An 18,914-nucleotide genomic window follows, 5' to 3' on the forward strand; every position below is an offset into this window, starting at 1 on the left:
CCGCGGCGATTTCTGCAATCATTTAGCTCTGCGTGAGTTGACGATGACTGCCGAATCGGTTACAATTCGCCATCTGCAATCCGGCCCAGTAATGAGCGGGATGGGATGAAGAAGAGTTCACCGCTGACAGGGGTGGAGAAGTCGAGCAAACGATCGGATTGGCCGAACATGTTTTCAAGCATCCGGCGGGTCACGCTGTAGTAACGTGAATAGCCGATGAAGTAGGTCCCGTTCAATCCTTCAGCAGGGTTACTGAATGGCACGTTCATCCGCACGATTTTGTGTTCGACGCCGCCATCGTTATCTTGTGAGACCACGTTGTGCGCGTTCTTCGCCTTTTCTTCGTCCTTCAGCTCAATATCATTGAACTTGTGACGCCCAATGGCTTGTTCTTGATGTTCTGTCTTGAGTGCGTTCCACGCTTCGAGATCATGCGTGTATTTTTGGGCAAAGGCATAGGAACCATTGATGAACTCGGGATCTTCATCGCCAATGACCGCATACTCAGGTGTGTCCAATGCACTTGGATTCTCGGTGCCGTCAACGAAGCCGATGATGGCACGGCCTTCAAAGTAGCGGAAGCCATGGGTTTCATCAAGCACGGTGACATTGTCTTTGATCAATGTCATGACTTCAGACATCAATTCAAATGGCACAGCGGAATTCGTTGAGCGGATGTGGAAAAATAGATCCGCCGGTGTGGCAACCGCGGTGTACTTGGGACCAACAACGGGTTCGAATTCAACTAATTCCTTTGGTGCATCAGCGTTAGGGAATAAGTAGTGCCAAGCATTGGCAGAGAAACCAAAGGCAACAGCTAAGTGGCTTTCGGGGTAGCGAATATTGAGACTATTCGTGAACGCAGGTAAGTGTTCTGCGAGGTCTTGAACAGCTTCCAAATCCGCAGCTTGATCCTCGCGCTTGAGATTCATAGTCGCGAAGATAATATCGTCGCCGGCATCTTTATAAACATCTTGGGTATCGCGTAAACTAATTGGCATGTGAGTCCCTCCAGATTGTAATAATTATAATCAAGAATAGTCTAGCATAGATTAACGCCTTTGTCAGGAACGCATACCTCAAATTTGAGATGTGTTAAGCTAATACAAGAAAGAAGTGATACAAATGGCATTACAAACACAAGCAGAGTTAATTCTGCGCCTTTTCGTCGCTGCCTTCTGTGGTTTTGCGATTGGGTATGAACGTAAGAACCGCCAAAAAGAAGCGGGGATTCGCACACATATGATCGTGGCCTTGGGGGCTGCGCTTGTGATGATTGTTTCCAAATATGGTTTCTTTGATATCTATCAGTTGAAGGGTATGTCGCTCGATCCTTCCCGTGTGGCGGCGCAGGTCGTCAGTGGGGTCAGTTTCTTAGGTGCCGGTGCGATTCTGGTTCGGCGCAACAACGTCAATGGGTTGACCACCGCGGCTGGGGTTTGGACGACGGCCGCTGTCGGCATGGCAATTGGGGCTAAACTCTACCTCATCGGTCTGGCGACAACCTTATTGGTGCTTGCCATCCAAATCCTGTTGCACCGCAATTTCTCATGGCTGCCATCCGGTGATACGGGGACATTAACCCTGATTGTGAACGGCGGCGGTGACGAGATGAAGGCCATCCAAAAACATTGGGCCGCTACCACATCAAAGTGCACAATGTTCGCATCAAACAGGAAACGCCAGAACAGCTCCGCGTGGCACTCGAAATCGAGGCCAATGAGAGTGGTGATGTTCGCCGGCTACTGAGTGTGTTTGCGGACAACCCGGCGATTGTGTCGGTGGAATACTAGAATATAAAACGCCTGTGATACCCCAAACGAGGTATCACAGGCGTTTTTGTGTACAGATGGTTATAAACTCGCATTTGAAGTGAGCAATTGGCGTGCGGCTAAGCGTAAGCCGTCGAGCGTGGATTGGACAAAGTCGGTGTACTGATAACGATAGAGTTGAGGGTACAGACTTTGATAAGTATATTGGCCGCCGACATGGCGTGCGAGGTTCTTAGTCACGACAGCGTAACTGTAGGAGAGATTGAGTACAGGCATGAGGACTTTCGCATCGAGGACGGTGGCGATGCCATTCGGGAACAGCACTTGTTGTTCACTGAGTGGTAATTGCTTAGCGAGCTCGGCAACAGTGCTGACCCGCGCTACCAAGTTGTTCATCAAGACACGCTTGTCGACTGCTTCAGGATTCTCATACAAGGCAATGTGTTGAGCGGCAACATCGCGCACATCACTCGCATAGAATTTGAAGTCGGGGACAGATGGACCGCTCAAGAATGAGAGTGGTGAACTGTGGTGAATACTCCAAGGTGTGAGCGCGGGGCCAACAATCCCCGAAACCAAGCTGACACTCAACTGAAATTGGTTCACATTCTTACTTGGATCATGCGCAAAGTCCCAAGCTAGTTTTTCTTCAACGGCTTTGAGAATGATATAGGCGTCGTACTGATGTGGATCGTCTACCTTGGACCAGTCGTCTTCATTGTAGACGGCCTTGTCATTATCACCCCAACCCATGGCGGATTCGGAACCGGTCATGACCACGCGCTTGATGGTGGGTTGAGCGGCAATGGCAGTGAACCAAGTCTCGATTTCTTTAGCCATATCTGCCCGCCAAGTTGCGGCATCCTGCGCATTGGGATCAACGGCTGTTGCGACGCTGAAGACACCATCCACACCATCGAGTGCGGGCTTGACCGAAGCCGGGTCCATGATATTACCGACATACATCTCAACTTCTGGAATCAACTGTTTGAGCACATCTGCTTTTTCCTGACTCCGGCTGAGCCCGCGAACGTGATAGCCACGATGTACGAGATCTTGAACCAACCAAGCACCGATATAACCGGTGGCACCCGTGACGAGAACTGTATCTGACATATAAAAACCCCCTTAGCATTATGAAACTAATTACATCAGACAATAGCACGATTAACTTCATGAGAATACTGGTACATACCTATATTTATAAAAATGGATAGAAGTTTAAGTTTTGAAGGAAAAAGTTAATCTGCAACTAATATAGCACTGAAAGCGGATAAATGCTGAATTGGTGTTTGAAATAAAATTTCTCAATTTCGCAAAAACAAAATTGGTATTGAAATTAAATTTCTTTAGCCCTATAATTGGCGCTGAAAGCGATAACAAATATGGAGGGGATTCACATGAAGTTTAGAGCGAAGCAGTTATTCGTATTAGCTTGCAGTGTGGTTGGGTTATTGGTTTTGGCGGGCTGTTCATCGGGTAAAGCAAAGGCAACAGCTGCTGCACCGACGAGCAAAGTTGTCACAACAACGGTTTATTCGAAGCAAATGCATTTGGATTGGAACTATGATGTCTATTTGCCAGCACATTATGATCCCGCTGGTAGCAAGCGCTATCCAGTTGTTTATATGCTGCATGGATTGTACGGTAATCATAGAAATTTACTGGAACGGTTCAACTCACAACAGATGCTTGATGGGTCAATGCATCGGTTAAATTCTGATGCGATTGTTGTTTTTGTTGATGGGTTTAACAGTTTTTATGTCAATCAGAAAAATGGCTTAAAAATGGAATCGGCTATTATGAAGGACTTAGTACCGACTATCGATAAGACATATAAAGTGTCCAAATCCGCACAGGACCATGCGATTGGCGGTATTTCAATGGGTGGTTATGGTGCAGCTCGGTTGGCACTAAAGTATCCTGAATACTTCTCAAAGGCATTATTAATCTCACCATCTGTCTGGACAAAGTTGGCAAAAACGAATCCAATCAGGATGAACATGCACGCATTCACGGATGGTAAGACAAATTGGTCAGACAAAGTTTATGATCAACTTTTCCCAACTCAGTATATCGACGCAAAGTCACAAAATACGAAATTCTATATTGAAACGACAGCGGATGATACAACGGTTCCCATCAAAGACGTCAATAAATTTGTGACTGATTTGAAACAGAAAGGGATCACACCCAAGTATGTCAAGGACACGGGCGATAATCATAATTGGACCTATTGGACAAAAGCAACGCCTAATGCATACAACTGGGTTTTGAATGAGTTTAAAAAGTAGGAGGGGTAAATCATGAAAAATGAGGAAATGGCCAAAGCAATTCTCGATCACGTAGGTGGTAAAGAGAATATCGAATCAAATGTGTCTTGTATGACACGACTTCGTTTGGGTGTTAAAGATAAGAGCAAAGTTGATACAGATGCTTTAAAAACCTTAGATGGTGTTCTTGCTGTAGTCGATGCCGACACATTACAGGTTGTGCTGGGTCCGGGGAAAGTCAATAAGGTTGCTGAACCTTTTGCAGAAATGACTGGTGTGCCACTGGGATCAGGTGAAGAAGATCCAGCCGATGTTGCGGCTGATACGACAGCGAGCCAAAGCACGGATGTCAAATCAATTGCAAAGGAAAATAAAACGGCAAATAAGGCAAAGCACGACAAGCCTCTACAACGCGGTTTACAGCATATTGCTAATGTCTTTATTCCATTGCTACCAGGGATTATTGCAGCGGGATTGATTAACGGACTGACCAACGTTATCGACTATCAAACAGGACAAGCGTTCGTGACTGATTGGTGGTACATGACAATCAAAACAATTGGTTGGGGTCTCTTTACCTTCCTGCCAATCTTTGTCGGAATGAATGCTTCAAGAGAATTCAAAGGGAGCGCCATTCTCGGTGGTATCGGTGGCACCCTGTGTTTAGGGGTTATTGTGCCAGGTTTCCCACTGGGGTCACAAGCAATTGCAATGCCGTTTACGAATACTAACTATGTTGTTGGTGTCGGTGGTTTGATTACAGCGCTCTTTATGGGGATTTTCTTCGCCTGGTTGGAACGGAATATTCGTCGTTTTATGCCAAGTGTGCTGGACACGTTCTTCACGCCATTATTGACAGTTATTATCGGTTCATGCTAGCGGTGGTCTTCCTACAACCCGCAGGTGCATGGTTAACTAACGCAATCTATCTGGTGATGGACTTTGTCTACTCCAAGATGAGTGTGTTTGGTGGGTTTATCCTTTCTTCAACATTCCTGGGCTTAGTTTCTGTCGGCTTGCACCAGGCACTGACACCTATTCATGTTTTGCTCAATGATCCAACAGGACCTACAAAAGGGATCAATTACTTGTTGCCAATTTTGATGATGGCCGGTGGTGGTCAAGTTGCGCCGGGCTCGCGTTATATCTCAAAACAACAAATAAGCGGTTCAAGAAAATGGTAATGAGCTCTATCCCAGTTGCCATTCTAGGTGTGGGTGAACCATTAATGTATGCCGTAACATTGCCATTAGGTCGTTCCTTTATTACAGCATGTATTGGTGCCGGATTTGGTGGTATCGCGGCTTCATTGTTCCATCTAGGGGCAGTTTCACAAGGGGTATCAGGGTTATTCGGCTTACTGATTATGGAGCCAGGGCAACAGCTGACTTATCTTGCTGCATTGTTAGTTGCCTATCTCGGTGGATTCATTGTGACATGGTTCTTTGGATTTGACGAAAGTCGGATTAACGAAATTTATCCAGAGAAGTAGGTGATTAGGATGCTCGGATTTTCTGTTTATTTACATGAAGCGCTAACGCAACATGAAATTGACCGAATTCAACGATACGCAGATGTTGGTTTTGAAGGTGTTTTTACCTCAATTAATCTGCCAGAGGATGATCCAAGTCAATTAATCAGCAACTTGGCGGCATTAGGTGATATTTGTAAAGCTAATCATTTGCAAATGACGTTGGATGTTTCAACCAACGCATTGGACCGGTTAGATATTTCACGTGCCCATCTAGACACTTTTGAAAAACTAGGTGTCTCAACGCTCCGTATTGATGATGGCTTTGATATGACAGAAATTGCGCAACTCTCACAAAATTCCAAATTGCATTAAATGCCAGCACAATTACGTCTGCAGATATCGATGTATTGACGGCCAATCAAGCCGATTTTACGCATCTCGAAGCCTGGCATAACTATTATCCACGAGAGTTTACAGGGTTAGACGAAGAATGGTTTGCCAATCGTAATCGCTGGTTACAGGCGAATGGTTTCACTGTGATGGCTTTTGTTCCTGGTGATGGAGAACGGCGCGGCCCTGTATTTGCTGGTTTGCCAACACTAGAAAAACAACGTTACATGCATCCGTTAGCCGCGATGATTGAGATGAAACGTTTGGCAGTCACTCACGTCTTTATCGGTGATCCTGAGCTTAAGGCAACGACTTTAGCTCAGATTGAAGCTTATACGCAGCAAAATATTCTGGAAATTCACGCGATGTTGTCAGCACAAGCACCAAACTATTTTGATCGAGTGTTACACCAGCGCGCGGATGTTGCGCGTGATGTTGTCCGTATTGTGGAGGGGCGCTTGCTACTTCAAAACAAGATTGCAGCAATCAATACAATTTCACGCAATCACGGCGCAATTACATTAGACAACCATCGTTCTGGTAGATATGAAGGCGAATTAGAACTGATTAAGTGTTCATTGCCCGCAGATCCTTCTGTTAATGTGATCGGACAAATTGTTCCTGCTGATCTGGACTTGTTGAATTTTATTGATGCCAATCAGGCCATTCAAATTGTTAATGTAGAAAGCGAGACTTACAATGGATGATATTAAAAAGTTAGCAACTGAGGCGAGAAACCCTGAAACAACAGACTTAGACTTGATGACGCCATTACAGATGGTCACGGTAATGAATCAACAAGATCAAGGAGTCGCCAAAGCGGTTGAAAAAGTGTTACCGCAAATTGCTGCAAGTGTTGAAGTAATCACCAAAGCGTTAAAGGAAAATGGCCGATTATTTTATATTGGTGCCGGGACAAGCGGTCGGTTGGGTGTGTTAGATGCTGCAGAATGTGTGCCGACATTTGGGACTGACCCGGAAACGGTTCAAGGCCTGATTGCTGGCGGTGCTTCTGCCATGACTGTGGCAGTTGAAGGGGCTGAGGACGACTTACAATTGGCTAAAACTGATCTGTCAGCGCGGCATTTGACGCAACAAGACGTTGTGGTTGGTATCGCAGCAAGTGGAAGAACGCCTTATGTGATTGGTGGCTTGGATTACGCTAGAACATTAGGCACACCAACAATCGCACTGGCATGCAATGCTGATTCTGTCATTGGCAAGCATGCCGACATCGCCATCGATGTTGTTACTGGGCCTGAAGTGTTATCTGGTTCCACACGACTTAAAGCGGGTACCGCACAAAAATGGTCCTGAATATGCTGTCAACGGCTTCGATGGTCGGTATTGGTAAAACCTATGGCAACTTGATGGTCGATGTTAAACCAACGAATGAGAAATTGGTTGAACGTGCTAAGAATATTATCATGACAATTGCCGAAGTGGATCGAGAGACCGCAACTCGTGCTTTTGAAGCCACAAATGGTTCCGTCAAGTTAGCGATTGTGATGCTATTGAATCATGATGATAGCGTTGCAATAGCACAGCAGCAGCTGAGTGACGCTGATGATTTTGTCCGGCGAGCGACGAACAGGTAATGATTTTACCGTCTAGGAGAGATGATTAATGAGTAATACAATCCTACTTTCAATTCATGAGCATTTACCAAAGATGAGTACGACAGAGCAACGACTCGGTCAGTTTATGCTTGATCATTTGGAACAAGTACCGCAGCTAAGTGTGAGTGAACTTGCTCAACAAAGTAGGGTGAGCCAGGCGACGGTGGTCCGTTTTGCCAAGCATTTGGGCCTCGACGGCTATAAGACATTAAAGGTTGAGTTGGCGCGAGCAAGTAATGGCAATGCAGCTTTATATGACGAGGTTTCACCCAAAGACAGCCTCAATGTGATTAAAGCTAAAATGGCATTAAGGATTCAGCGCACAATCGAGACGACGAATGAACAATTAACGACACACCGGATTTCATCAGCTGTGCGTTTATTGAGGGATGCACAAATTCTGCATGTTTATGGCTTGGGCGCGTCTGATTTAGTAGCGCAGGATATTACACAGAAATTCCTACGGGTCGGCAAGGTAGTAATTAATACCTCAGATACCCATCAAATGGCGGTTAATTTGTTAATTAAAAATAGTGAACAAGTTTTATTTTTAGTCTCACATTCTGGTCGGACGGTTGAAACTGTCAAACTAGCTGAATTAGCTGTTTCGCAGGGGATTCCAGTGATTGCGTTAACAACAGATATTCGCAGCCCATTAGCAAAATACGCTCAAGTCGTATTGATTTCAGATGGTAGTGAGAATCGCCTGCAGGTCCGATCCGCTGCGACGACTTCCTTGGTGAGTCAGTTGTATGTGGTTGATTTGGTTTATTATCACTACCTGCAGAAGGATTACCAAGTGAATGCGAAAAAATTGACTGATTCGTCTGAAACAATCGATCAACTCTTTCACTCACACAATAGGAGGGATTAAGATGTTTAATTTTTGAAGAAGCATAAGGTGAATTGGCAACCAAAGACATTTCTTGCACCAACTGATGGTGAGGTAGTTACAATTGATGCTGTTCCAGATCCCGTCTTTTCACAGAAAGCGATGGGTGATGGTTTTGGGATCAAGCCAGCGCAGGATAAAATTTATAGCCCTGTCTCAGGCACTGTGACAATGATTGCAGACACATTGCATGGTATTGGTCTCAGAACCGACGATGGTGAAGATATTCTGGTTCATATGGGAATTGATACCGTTGAATTAAAAGGTGAACCATTTAAGGTCCACGTTTCAACTGGAGATAAAATTACTGCCGGTCAGGAACTGGCAACGATGAATCGTCAGCTAGTTCAGGAAAAGGGAAAGACACGACAATTATTATCGTTGTGACAAATTCTCTAGATACTGGTCAGCATGTCACCTTGGACCAAACTGGTCATGTTGCGGTGAATGATGTTGTTGCGCATCTAACAAATTAACTAAAGAAAAGCTGAGCCGATAGCAAACGGCTCAGCTTTTCTTGTTTGATAGTGCTGTGAGAAGATTGGCGATAAATTAAATACGTTCTGTTATTTATTATTTTGCTTGCATTCTCGTCATTTCACGGTATCCTTAAACGTAACGGTTACGATTTGAGGCCGAACATAGAAAGGATGACCAACATGCACAAACGTTTTGGGGGATTGGGGCCGCATTATTGATTCTTGTGACCTTTTTGGGCGCGTGCCAGCAGGCCAAGCCCGCAAGTGAAGTGAAGAAAGACGGGATTACAGTCGTCGCGAGTGTGGACTTCTATGGTGAAGTCGCAAAAGCGGTACTGGGTGATCACGGCAAAGTGACATCCATTATCAATCGACCAGAAGTTGACCCACACGATTATGAACCAACTACAGCGGTCGGTAAGGACGTCGCTAAGGCCAATGTCGTGTTAGCTAACGGGATTGGTTACGATGGCTGGATGGATAAGTTGGTGAAGGCCAACAGTAATGGTGCGACTTATATCCGTGTTGGTGAAGACGTGCTACATAAAAAAGAGGGCGACAACGAGCACCTCTGGTATCAACCAACAACGATGAAGCAATTAGCCACGCAATTAGCCAAAGAATTTGGCAAAATTGACAAGGCAAACGCCAAAGCTTTTGATGCCAACGCCAAGAAGTATATTGCGACCTTGACGCCAATGACAGACTTGGTGGCGAAGCTCAAAGCAGAACGCAAGCAATCGTTAGTGGATGTGTCAGAACCTGTTTTTGATTATGCGCTGGATAGTCTGGGCTACAAGGTCAACAACGAACACTTCTCCAAGGCAACGGAAGATGGCACCGATCCGAGCCCAGCTGATATTGAAGCCATGAAGAAGGACATTCGCGATAAGAAAATTGCATTCTTCGTTCAGAACACACAAGCCGACAGCAAAATCGTCGATCAATTGACGGCAGAGGCCAAGAAGGCCGGTGTGCCTGCCTCAAGGTGACGGAAACATTACCAAAGGACAAGACATACCTGTCATGGATGATGTCGCAGTACCAGGCACTGGAAAAGATTCAAGATAACGAAAAGAAATAACGAGAGAAGCTGTGACAAAAGGCGCTATGAGAATGAGGATTAACAGGGATTGGTGATAAATCCCGCACTTAGGATTTGAAACAATCCAAGTTAACCGGAATTCTCAGCCTTTTGGAGCGCGATTAAGTTATTGATTTGGAATCTAAGAAGAAGCTGTGACAATCCGCAAGGGTGAAGTCACAGCTTTTTTATGAACATGTGGTGAGTGAGATTAAGGTTTCCCTATCTTTTGGCCCACAGTCGATTGTGACTGGTGTGAATCTTTGATACCATAAGGCATACGATTAATTAAAATCAGGAGGACAGCTTTGTTAACTGTAAATAATGTTTCAATGACCTTTGACGATCGCAAACTTTATGAAGACGTCAATCTCAAATTCACACCCGGCAACTGTTATGGGATTATCGGCGCAAATGGTGCTGGTAAATCCACATTTTGCGGATTTTGGAAGGCCAAATCACACCCACAACGGGGGACGGTGACCTTATCACCAAACGAACGGATGAGCAGCCTCAAGCAGGATCACTTCGCCTTTGACGATCAAACCGTCATGAACACTGTTTTACAGGGTTGGACGCGTTTATATGAAGTGATGAGTGAAAAAGATGCGCTCTACGCCAAAGCCGATTTCTCTGAAGAAGACGGAATCAAGGCCGCTGAACTCGAAGGTGAGTTCGCTGAAATGGACGGCTGGAACGCTGAAAGTGACGCAGCACAATTACTGCAATCCTTGGACATTCCCGAATCTGTTCACCAACAATTGATGGCCGATTTGCCGGAATCAGAAAAGGTGAAGGTCTTGTTGGCCCAAGCCTTATTCGGTAAGCCCGATGTCTTGTTACTGGACGAACCAACTAACGGGCTCGACCCACAAGCCATCAGTTGGTTAGAAAACTGGTTGGCCGACTACGAGAACACCGTTTTGGTTGTCAGCCATGACCGGCACTTCTTGAACACAGTATGTACCATGATGTGTGACGTCGATTTCGGTAAGATTGAACTCTTTGTCGGGAACTACGACTCTGGTTGCAATCCAGCCAATTGGCTCAAGAATTGCGCTCTAATGCCAATGCGAAGAAGGAAGAACAGATCAAACAGCTGCAAGAATTCGTGGCACGTTTCTCTGCGAATGCTTCTAAGTCTAAGCAAGCGACATCACGGAAGAAGCAACTCGAAAAATCACCTTGGATGACATCAAACCAAGTAGCCGCAAGTATCCATTCATCAAGTTTGAACCTGAACGCGAAATCGGGAACGACTTGTTGCGGGTGGATAATGTATCTAAGACCATTGATGGTCGCCAAGTGTTGAGCAACGTAAGCTTCACGCTGCGTCCCGGCGATAAGACGGCCATCATCAGCCGCGATGATGTGACATCAACAGTATTGATGCAATTGCTCGCGGGGGATCTCGAACCCGACACGGGCGAAATCACATGGGGTGTGACGACCAGTCAGGCCTACATGCCAAAAGATTTGGGCCCAGCTTTTAGTGAAGACCAAATCAGTATTTGGATTGGTTGCGTCAATTTGCCAGCAAGGAAGAGAGTGACAACACATTCCTGCGCGGGTTCTTAGGGCGGATGTTGTTCTCAGGCGATGAAGTCTTGAAGAACGTTGACGTGCTCTCCGGGGGCGAAAAGGTGCGGAGTTACCTCTCCAAGCTGATGTTGAGTAAGGCCAACGTGCTCTTACTGGACGATCCAACTAATCACTTGGATCTGGAAAGTATCACAGCATTGAATGATGCGTTGATCGACTTCAAGGGTTCACTTGTCTTCACCAGTCATGACCACGAGTTCATTCAGACGATTGCCAATCACATCGTGGAAGTGGGCCACAACGGCGTCATTGACCGTGCGGACACCACTTATGATGAATTCATGGCTCATGATGTGGTCAAGCAACAACAAACCGAAATTTATAAGTAGGCCAGTATCTTCGACCGATGACAACTAAGAGGTTGCGGCAAGCGCTGCAACCTCTTTTTATTGTGAGATAGCAATTCATCAATATTGGGTAGACCAATTATAAAAAATAAGCATTTATACTCGCTTATTATAGAAACTGCGCGTATATTATGAGCAACGAGATTCGGGAAAAATCCGTGTCCGCATCGGGTAATCAGCCGCTGCAGCTAACAGAGTGTCATGCTGGCTATGGGAACAGCATGACTGATTATTTTCAAACAGCATTTAGGGGGAAACTAAAATGAAAAATAAACGTATGAGTTGGGGAAGTGCAATTAAGGAATATGTGACGCGGGCGTTTGACTTCAAGGGGCGAAGTAGCCGCGCCGCGTATTGGTGGGCACTATTTACATTCGCCATTGTTGTTAGTCCCATCATAATTCTAACCGATGTATTTAATTATTCTTGGAATGGTTGGTTAGAAATGGTTAGATTTTTCATTAGTCTCATAGTGTTGGTGCCGACATTTAGTTTGACAGTTCGCCGTTATCGTGATGTTGGCATGCGTCCTGGCTATGCGTATGTTATTCACGGAGGTCAGGTGGTGATTTCGCTAACAACTAATGTCATGTCCGCATCAATGTTTCATCGTTTCGTTTTTTGAATTGGATTGTAGCTGTTTTAGCAATTATTGAATTTATCATTGTCTTGCGGCCAAGTGCCCAAGTAGACCAATCATAACGAATCAAAAATAGCCGTGCTGGTTATGGGAACAGCGTGGCGACCTAGGGGGAAACTAAAATGAAAAATAAACGTATGAGTTGGGGAAGTGCAATTAAAGAATATGTGACGCGGGCGTTTGACTTCAAGGGGCGCAGTAGCCGCGCCGCGTATTGGTGGGTCGCGTTGACCATCGGCATTATCATCATACCGCTGACGTTCTGGGTTGGCTTTTCAACAGGCTGGTGGTTTGGATAGTGCCCGATACAATCAGATTCGCATTGTCAGTTTGATTCCCGGATTAATTTTTCTGATTCCGTCGTTCAGTTTAGCGGTTCGACGTTATCGTGATGCGGGGTTGCGAGCAATCTATGCCTATGTGATTCACGGTGGCTCATTGGTTGCCTCGTTAGCATTTGACGCCCTGCCGTTTGAGATGATGCGAAGTTATTTCGCGTTGAGTTTCATCGCGATGATTCTGAGCCTGATTGAATTTGTGATTGTGTTGCGGCCAAGTTACGATGCAGAAAAAAGTCGCGGCCGACACGGGTGCTGTGGGTCCTGGACACGCGTTCAAGCTTTTCTGGAAACAATATGTGCAGTTCAAGGGCCGCAGCAGTCGCTCCGCATATTGGTGGATGGTAATGTGGCAAGTGGTTATTGAGCTCGGCTTGTATGGGTTGTCGTTTGGAACTGTCAGCGTGTTGTTGCGCAATGATCCAGCGGGCACCGGTGTCCTGATGGGCCTTCTCTTCACGGGCATGTTGCTGTGGGTAATCAACTTAGCCATGTTGATTCCATCACTCAGCCTGGCCGCACGGCGTTACCGTGATGCCGGCGTCAGTCCTTGGTGGCTCCTTGCGACTCGCGGTGGCATGCTGATTTTTGTTGTGACGATGAGCACGACAACAACCCAAATGGGTGTTTATATCAGTGCCGGCATTGTGGTGGCGTTGTTCTTAATCGATTTGATTATTGTGCTGTGGCCAAGCCATCAACAGCACAGTGTTGCGGCGGCATAGCGGGAGGAGGGATTGACGATGATGCACTTTGGCACAGCGGTTAAACAATATTTCACTCGAGCATTTGATTTTGCTGGTCGCAGCACTCGAGCGGCCTATTGGTGGGCGGTGCTCTTCATCGGCATCGCACTGGGTATTATTGGCGGGGTGGTGGCGAGCTTCGCCAGTCTTGAAGTTGGTCGCATTGCCAATATTATCATCGGACTACTGGTCTTAATTCCAACGTTTAGTCTGACAATTCGCCGGTATCGCGATGCGGGGATTCCCGTTATTTATGGGTATGTGATTCACGGACTGATTGCAGTAGGCGGCCTGGTGCCGGCATTTAATACCCTCGCTCTTGTTCAGCACGCTTGGGTAACAGTCATTATGTTCTTACTGGCACTGGTAGAGTTTGTGCTCACAATCTTGCCGAGCTTTGACCGCGTCCGAATCACATCGGATTCATCAGGCAAGGTGGGACCATTTGCTGCTCTGCGGCTGTTTTTCCAACAATACGCGCAGTTCAGTGGTCGTAGTGGTCGTTCTGCTTATTGGTGGATGGTGATGTGGCAGGTCATTCTTGAAGTGCTGACAATTACAATAGGTGTGTTCATCGTAACCAGCTTTACTTTCGGTGATTCTGTCTTGAATCCAATATTTCCCGTTGTTATTTTGGGAATCTTGTTGGTTATCCTGGCGAATGTTGCCATCATTATTCCGAGCATCAGTTTAGCGGCACGGCGGTATCGTGATGCCGGTGTGAATCCGTGGTGGCTGATTTTCACGCGCGGATTGGCCGTTATTGCCGGTCCCATCACCTCAACGAACAATACTACCATTCAAATTCTGGCCGGTATCGTTCTGACTGGGCTGTGGCTCGCGGACGTGGTCATCGCACTTCTGCCATCAAAGCAAATATCAGCATCATAATACGTGAAAAGGCGATTCGGTAATCGAACCGAGTCGCCTTTTCTGTTGGCTTAAATTAGATTTTGTCGCAGATTTCGATTAATTTTGGCTGCACGCAATTAATCTGTTTTTAGGCCAATTTTCATCAAAGCTTGCTACACTGAAAAATTAGAAATTAAATTCGTTGTTTAATCAAAGGAGAACCACATGGATAATCAACAACCAGTCACCAAGTCACTGGGTAAGGGTATCTTTTTGCCTGTCTTGCCTCAACCTTATGGGGTATTTCGGGAACGATGTTGCAGTATGTGTCACAAAATCAGGCCATTCCGGCACCGTGGTTTATCGGCGCGCGGACGTTGGGGGCTGGCGTTATCTTGCTAGTGGTCAGTCTGATCATGTATCGCGGGCAGACTTTTGAAATCTTCAAACATCCCAAAGATCTGTTGCGCTTGGTTGCCTACGCTGCTTTTGGATTGGCGGCTAACCTCTATACTTTTTACATCAGTATTGAACAGGGCAATGCCTCTTCAGCAACCATCTTGCAGTACCTCTCGCCATTGTTCATCGTGCTGTGGGCCACAATTGCGCATCACGAACGACCGGTGCGTGGCGACCTCATCGCATTTGCGCTGGCGTTAATCGGGGTGGTGCTCGCGATTACGCGGGGGAACCTCTCGAGTTTGGCGGTGCCTGTGAGTGCCATCATCTGGGGGATTCTTTCCGGGGTGACGGCTGCGATGTATGTGACGATTCCCAAGCCGTTAGTTGCTAAGTACCCACCATTTGTTGTGCTGGGCTGGGGGACATTCATTGCTTCGATTGGGTTCAATATCTGGCGGCCAGTATGGATCAACCACCCTCCGCTGACGCCACAACTGTGGATTGGGCTGGGTACCGTGATTCTCGTCGGCACAGTGGGTGCGTTTAGCCTGCTGCTCATCAGTCTGACCTATGCGCCCGAATCTGTTGTCAGCATTCTCGATGCCTTACAACCCGTGGTGACCTTCGTGCTCAGCATCATTGTTTTCCACTCAAAGGTGACTGTCGTTGAAGTCATCGGTGTGATTACGGTGTTAGTTGCCATCTATGTGCTCCAGCGCAGTCGACTCAAGGTTGCGCAGGATGTGGACGAAATGCATCAACTGAAATAAATCTGTACATATAAAGAGGCGAGCTGTGACAAAGGTGCTTTGAGAATGAGGATTAAAAGGGATTGGTGATAAATCCCTAACTTAGGATTTGAATCAATCCATTAACGTGTTTGAACTCGCAACAACTTGCGCCCAGCTTGGTTCGTTATTGGCGCGAATCGCCAATTAAACGAACCTATGCTGGTGCTCAGTTGCTAAGCACGAGTTCGCACACTTCTTTGTTAACCGGAATTCTCAACCTTTTGGAACGCGATTATTCATTATAAGTTGGAAATTGAAAGAGGCAGTGACACCCAGCGGGATTGTCACTGCCTCTTTCTTCCTAAATTATAGTGTCAGTAGATCTTCCGGTGTTTTGAGGGCGTAAGCCACTGGTTCGAGTTCAGGGCTTACCGGATTGGTCCAAGTGGCGAGTGCAAAAGGCACATCGGCTGCTTTGGAAGCCTGTGAATCCGCCGGTGTATCGCCAACGAACACAGTACTGCCGCGATCGGCGTCGAGCCGTTCCATCGCCAATTCAATCGGGTCGCTAAATGGCTTGTTGCGTTTGGCATCACCAGCGACGACAATAGTATCAACGTACTGTGAAAAATTAAATCGGGCATCGTCTTCGGCGAATTGGCCCTGATCTTTTGAGGTCACGATGCCTAATTTGGCGCGACCGTGTAACTTTTCGAGGATTTCAATCACACCCGGGAAATAATCCACGGTATCGGCGAATGTTGCTGAATCTTTGGCCCATTGGTCGAAAATTTCTGGAATCTCTTCGTCTGTGAAGCCCAGTTGCGGTAAACTTTCAGTAGCAGGGATACCGTTAGTAAAAGCCAGCTCCTCACGGGTGTATTCTTTGCCATAACGGCGTAATGTTTTTGTAGGCCGGAAATGTACATACCGACCGAGTCGATGAGTGTCCCATCGATATCAAAAATAAATGTATTCACGATTGAATTCCTCCTCATTATGTAACCACTTTCAATTATAGCATAGCGAAACGAAGGCGGTGGCTCAACATAAACGCGTTCCAATCCCCAACAATCTCCGCCTAACAAAAACTAGCGGCAATTGCATAACCCGCAATTTACCGCTAGTTCCGTTAGTGCTCGATTGCTACCCGGGGGATTGTCACGCTCTAAACGCGCTCCAAAAGGCAAAACACTCCGGTTAGCTCATCTTTGCCGAATCCACAACCCGGATTCTGGCCAAGATATTGCTAATCCTCATGTTCTACCCGCCTTTTGTCACGCTCTAAAGGCTCTCAAACAAGAAAGGTGATAATATGCGATTCCTTCATACCGCCGATTGGCATATCGGTAAGAAACTGGCGGGCTTTGATCTGATTGAAGATCAACGGGCCGTTTTTGAACAAGTCAAGCAGATTGCCCGCGACCAAGCCGTCGATGCCATTGTGGTGGCCGGTGATCTATACGACCGCGCGCTGCCCAGCGAGGCGGCTGTGACCACCGTCAATGAGATGCTGGTTGAACTGAATCGCGATTTGGCATTACCCGTCCTAGCGATTTCTGGAAATCACGATAGCGCCGTCCGTTTGGCAACCGGTCGCGAGTGGTATCAAGCCACCCAACTCTATCTGAATACGCAATTATCCGAAGCGTTCACGAGTGTCACGATTGATGACACGCAATTTTCCTGCTGCCTTATTTTGAACCATTCGCGGCACGCCAATATTTTGATGATGATAGCTGACCAATATCAATGGCGCCATGCCCCGCGTGGTGGCGGAAATGGTGGCGCAGTTTGAACCCGATAAGCGGCATGTCCTCGTCGCACACTTTTTGCGGCGGGGAGCAGCCACTCGGATTCCGAAACGCTGGTGAATGTTGGTGGCCTGGATTCAGTGGCTGTTGATGATCTGGCACCGTTTGATTATGTCGCGCTGGGGCATCTGCACAATCGGCACGCCCTCAATATGGACCGCATTCAGTATGCGGGATCGCTGCTCAAGTACAGCGTCAGTGAGGCCAATCAGGACAAGGGTGTCTACATCGTGGATACCGAGACGATGACACGTGAATTCATCCCGGTGGTACCGGAACACGATGTCAAAACGGTAACGGCGAGCTTTGAAACCTTGCTCTCCTCGGACTACCGCCAGACAATGAACACTGATGATTATCTGGCGGTGACCTTGACCGATGTGCAGGTGATTCCGAATGTGATGCAAAAATTACGCGAGGTGTATCCACGCATTATCGGCTTAGGGCGCAAACAACAGGTCGCCATTGCCAGTCAGTTGACCGTCACCAAACGACATCTGGCACCGATGACATTACTGGCTGAACTCTTTGAAGAACAGATGGATCAACCGCTATCCGCCCAACAACAGAAATGGGCAGAACGAGCGCTGCGTGCGGCCAAGGAGGCAGACTGATGCGATTTACGAAGCTACACTTACAATATTTTGGCCCCTACCGCGATACGACCATTGATTTCACTGAGTTCAGTGAAGCACCGGTTTTCTTGATCAGTGGCCAAACCGGGAGTGGGAAAACCACAATTTTGATGCGCTGGTCTATGCGCTGTATGGCAAAACGGCCGGTGAAGAACGTGATGGGAGCGAGATGCGCTCCAAGTTTGCGACAGCCTCTGACCATACGGCGGTAACCCTGATGTTCGACCATCAGGAACTGACTTATCAATTGACGCGGCAGCCTGAGCAGTGGGTCGCCAAAAAGCGTGGGGATGGGCTCACCAAGCGGCCCGCAAAGGTTGAACTCAGTGTGATGCGCGATGGTCAAGAAATCGATGCATTTACCAAAGCTAACACAGTGGCCAAAGAAATCAGCGATATTTTGCCACTCGATGATACCCAGTTTCGGCAAATTGTCTTGTTGCCACAGGGTGATTTTCGCAAGTTCTTAGATGCCAACAGTAATGATAAAGAAAAATTGTTGCGTGACCTCTTCGGGACCGGCATCTATGACCAGTGGACCCAAGCACTGAAGCAGCAGGCGAAGAATCAACAGGCTGCTTCGGCCAAGCAATTGACGCGGGCCGAGCTCTTGCGCGATCAGTTCAATTGGGCTGAAGCGCCTGATCAAACCGTGCCTCTGGCTGATGTCGCACCTTTGATGACGGATGAGCTTGAACAACAGCAGCAAACAGTGACCACATTAACCGCCACTGCGACGGCCAAGCGCTGACTCTCAAAAATGCCCAGCATGCGCTGCAAGATGGTCAGCAGTTACAAGCCGCGTTTGTTGAGCGTGATCAGGC

General features: G+C 47.0%; 14 protein-coding genes and 7 pseudogenes. 18 read left to right on the top strand and 3 right to left on the bottom strand.

All coding sequences use genetic code 11. From position 1 onward, the window contains the following. Positions 1–59: 59 nt before the first annotated feature. On the bottom strand, positions 60–1,001 hold the full coding sequence (locus JCM17471_RS02080) for a Dyp-type peroxidase (RefSeq protein ID WP_054776625.1): 942 nt from the start codon (positions 999–1,001) through the stop codon (positions 60–62). A 124-nt stretch (positions 1,002–1,125) separates the two neighbouring features. Here JCM17471_RS02080 and JCM17471_RS02085 point away from each other — a divergent pair. Continuing rightward, positions 1,126–1,793, top strand: a pseudogene (locus tag JCM17471_RS02085) (MgtC/SapB family protein). 60 nt (positions 1,794–1,853) lie between these two features. Here JCM17471_RS02085 and JCM17471_RS02090 read toward each other — a convergent pair. Further along, positions 1,854–2,888, bottom strand: coding sequence for an NmrA family NAD(P)-binding protein (locus JCM17471_RS02090; RefSeq protein WP_054776626.1), 1,035 nt, complete (start codon positions 2,886–2,888; stop codon positions 1,854–1,856). A gap of 284 nt (positions 2,889–3,172) precedes the next feature. On the opposite strand from JCM17471_RS02090, the gene JCM17471_RS02095 reads away from it, so the two are divergent. The 15 genes and pseudogenes from JCM17471_RS02095 (at position 3,173) to JCM17471_RS02155 (ending at position 15,680) form a co-directional block, all read left to right on the top strand. Further along, positions 3,173–4,066, top strand: a complete 894-nt coding sequence (locus JCM17471_RS02095; RefSeq protein WP_054776627.1) for an alpha/beta hydrolase — start codon at positions 3,173–3,175, stop codon at positions 4,064–4,066. Between the two features lie 12 nt (positions 4,067–4,078). Next, positions 4,079–5,537 (top strand): annotated as a pseudogene (locus JCM17471_RS02100) (PTS transporter subunit EIIC). 9 nt (positions 5,538–5,546) lie between these two features. After that, positions 5,547–5,891 (top strand): MupG family TIM beta-alpha barrel fold protein, encoded by a 345-nt coding sequence (locus tag JCM17471_RS15770; RefSeq protein WP_263849380.1) that lies wholly within the window; start codon positions 5,547–5,549, stop codon positions 5,889–5,891. Positions 5,892–5,926: 35 nt separating this feature from the next. After that, a complete protein-coding gene (locus JCM17471_RS15775; RefSeq protein WP_263849381.1) occupies positions 5,927–6,616 on the top strand; it encodes a MupG family TIM beta-alpha barrel fold protein in 690 nt (229 codons plus the stop codon). Beyond that, positions 6,609–7,507: pseudogene (gene murQ, locus JCM17471_RS02110) on the top strand (N-acetylmuramic acid 6-phosphate etherase). The gene JCM17471_RS15775 and the pseudogene murQ overlap by 8 nt, the downstream one beginning before the upstream one ends. Positions 7,508–7,535: 28 nt before the next feature. Continuing rightward, positions 7,536–8,402: a MurR/RpiR family transcriptional regulator gene (locus JCM17471_RS02115; RefSeq protein WP_054776628.1), complete on the top strand. Its 867-nt coding sequence runs from the start codon at positions 7,536–7,538 to the stop codon at positions 8,400–8,402. Between the two features lie 12 nt (positions 8,403–8,414). Continuing rightward, positions 8,415–8,807, top strand: coding sequence for a PTS sugar transporter subunit IIA (locus tag JCM17471_RS02120; RefSeq protein ID WP_225354082.1), 393 nt, complete (start codon positions 8,415–8,417; stop codon positions 8,805–8,807). A 292-nt stretch (positions 8,808–9,099) separates the two neighbouring features. Continuing rightward, positions 9,100–9,983: pseudogene (locus JCM17471_RS02125) on the top strand (metal ABC transporter solute-binding protein). A 308-nt stretch (positions 9,984–10,291) separates the two neighbouring features. Further along, positions 10,292–11,914: pseudogene (locus tag JCM17471_RS02130) on the top strand (ABC-F family ATP-binding cassette domain-containing protein). A 280-nt stretch (positions 11,915–12,194) separates the two neighbouring features. Further along, on the top strand, positions 12,195–12,557 hold the full coding sequence (locus JCM17471_RS02135) for a DUF805 domain-containing protein (protein ID WP_054776629.1): 363 nt from the start codon (positions 12,195–12,197) through the stop codon (positions 12,555–12,557). A 137-nt stretch (positions 12,558–12,694) separates the two neighbouring features. Further along, a complete protein-coding gene (locus JCM17471_RS13840) occupies positions 12,695–12,871 on the top strand; it encodes a DUF805 domain-containing protein (RefSeq protein ID WP_156321557.1) in 177 nt (58 codons plus the stop codon). After that, on the top strand, positions 12,840–13,277 hold the full coding sequence (locus JCM17471_RS14860) for a DUF805 domain-containing protein (RefSeq protein WP_225354097.1): 438 nt from the start codon (positions 12,840–12,842) through the stop codon (positions 13,275–13,277). Before JCM17471_RS13840 ends, JCM17471_RS14860 begins: the two co-directional genes overlap by 32 nt. Beyond that, positions 13,258–13,635, top strand: coding sequence for a DUF805 domain-containing protein (locus JCM17471_RS02145; RefSeq protein WP_054776631.1), 378 nt, complete (start codon positions 13,258–13,260; stop codon positions 13,633–13,635). The genes JCM17471_RS14860 and JCM17471_RS02145 overlap by 20 nt, the downstream gene beginning before the upstream one ends. An 18-nt stretch (positions 13,636–13,653) precedes the next feature. Continuing rightward, positions 13,654–14,547, top strand: coding sequence for a DUF805 domain-containing protein (locus JCM17471_RS02150; RefSeq protein ID WP_054776632.1), 894 nt, complete (start codon positions 13,654–13,656; stop codon positions 14,545–14,547). 275 nt (positions 14,548–14,822) lie between these two features. Then, positions 14,823–15,680, top strand: coding sequence for a DMT family transporter (locus JCM17471_RS02155; RefSeq protein ID WP_054776633.1), 858 nt, complete (start codon positions 14,823–14,825; stop codon positions 15,678–15,680). A 327-nt stretch (positions 15,681–16,007) separates the two neighbouring features. Here the strand turns inward: JCM17471_RS02155 and JCM17471_RS02160 are convergent, their stop codons facing one another. After that, entirely contained in the window at positions 16,008–16,508 is a 501-nt protein-coding gene (locus JCM17471_RS02160; RefSeq protein ID WP_225354093.1) for an HAD-IA family hydrolase, read from the bottom strand. A 448-nt stretch (positions 16,509–16,956) separates the two neighbouring features. Between JCM17471_RS02160 and JCM17471_RS02165 the strand changes: the two are divergent. Next, positions 16,957–18,069 (top strand): annotated as a pseudogene (locus JCM17471_RS02165) (exonuclease SbcCD subunit D). Next, a pseudogene (locus JCM17471_RS02175) lies at positions 18,069–18,841 on the top strand (AAA family ATPase). Before JCM17471_RS02165 ends, JCM17471_RS02175 begins: the two co-directional pseudogenes overlap by 1 nt. Positions 18,842–18,914: the final 73 nt, after the last annotated feature.

Origin of the sequence: Lacticaseibacillus saniviri JCM 17471 = DSM 24301 (genome assembly GCF_001311785.1) — a bacterium.
GTDB lineage: Bacteria > Bacillota > Bacilli > Lactobacillales > Lactobacillaceae > Lacticaseibacillus > Lacticaseibacillus saniviri.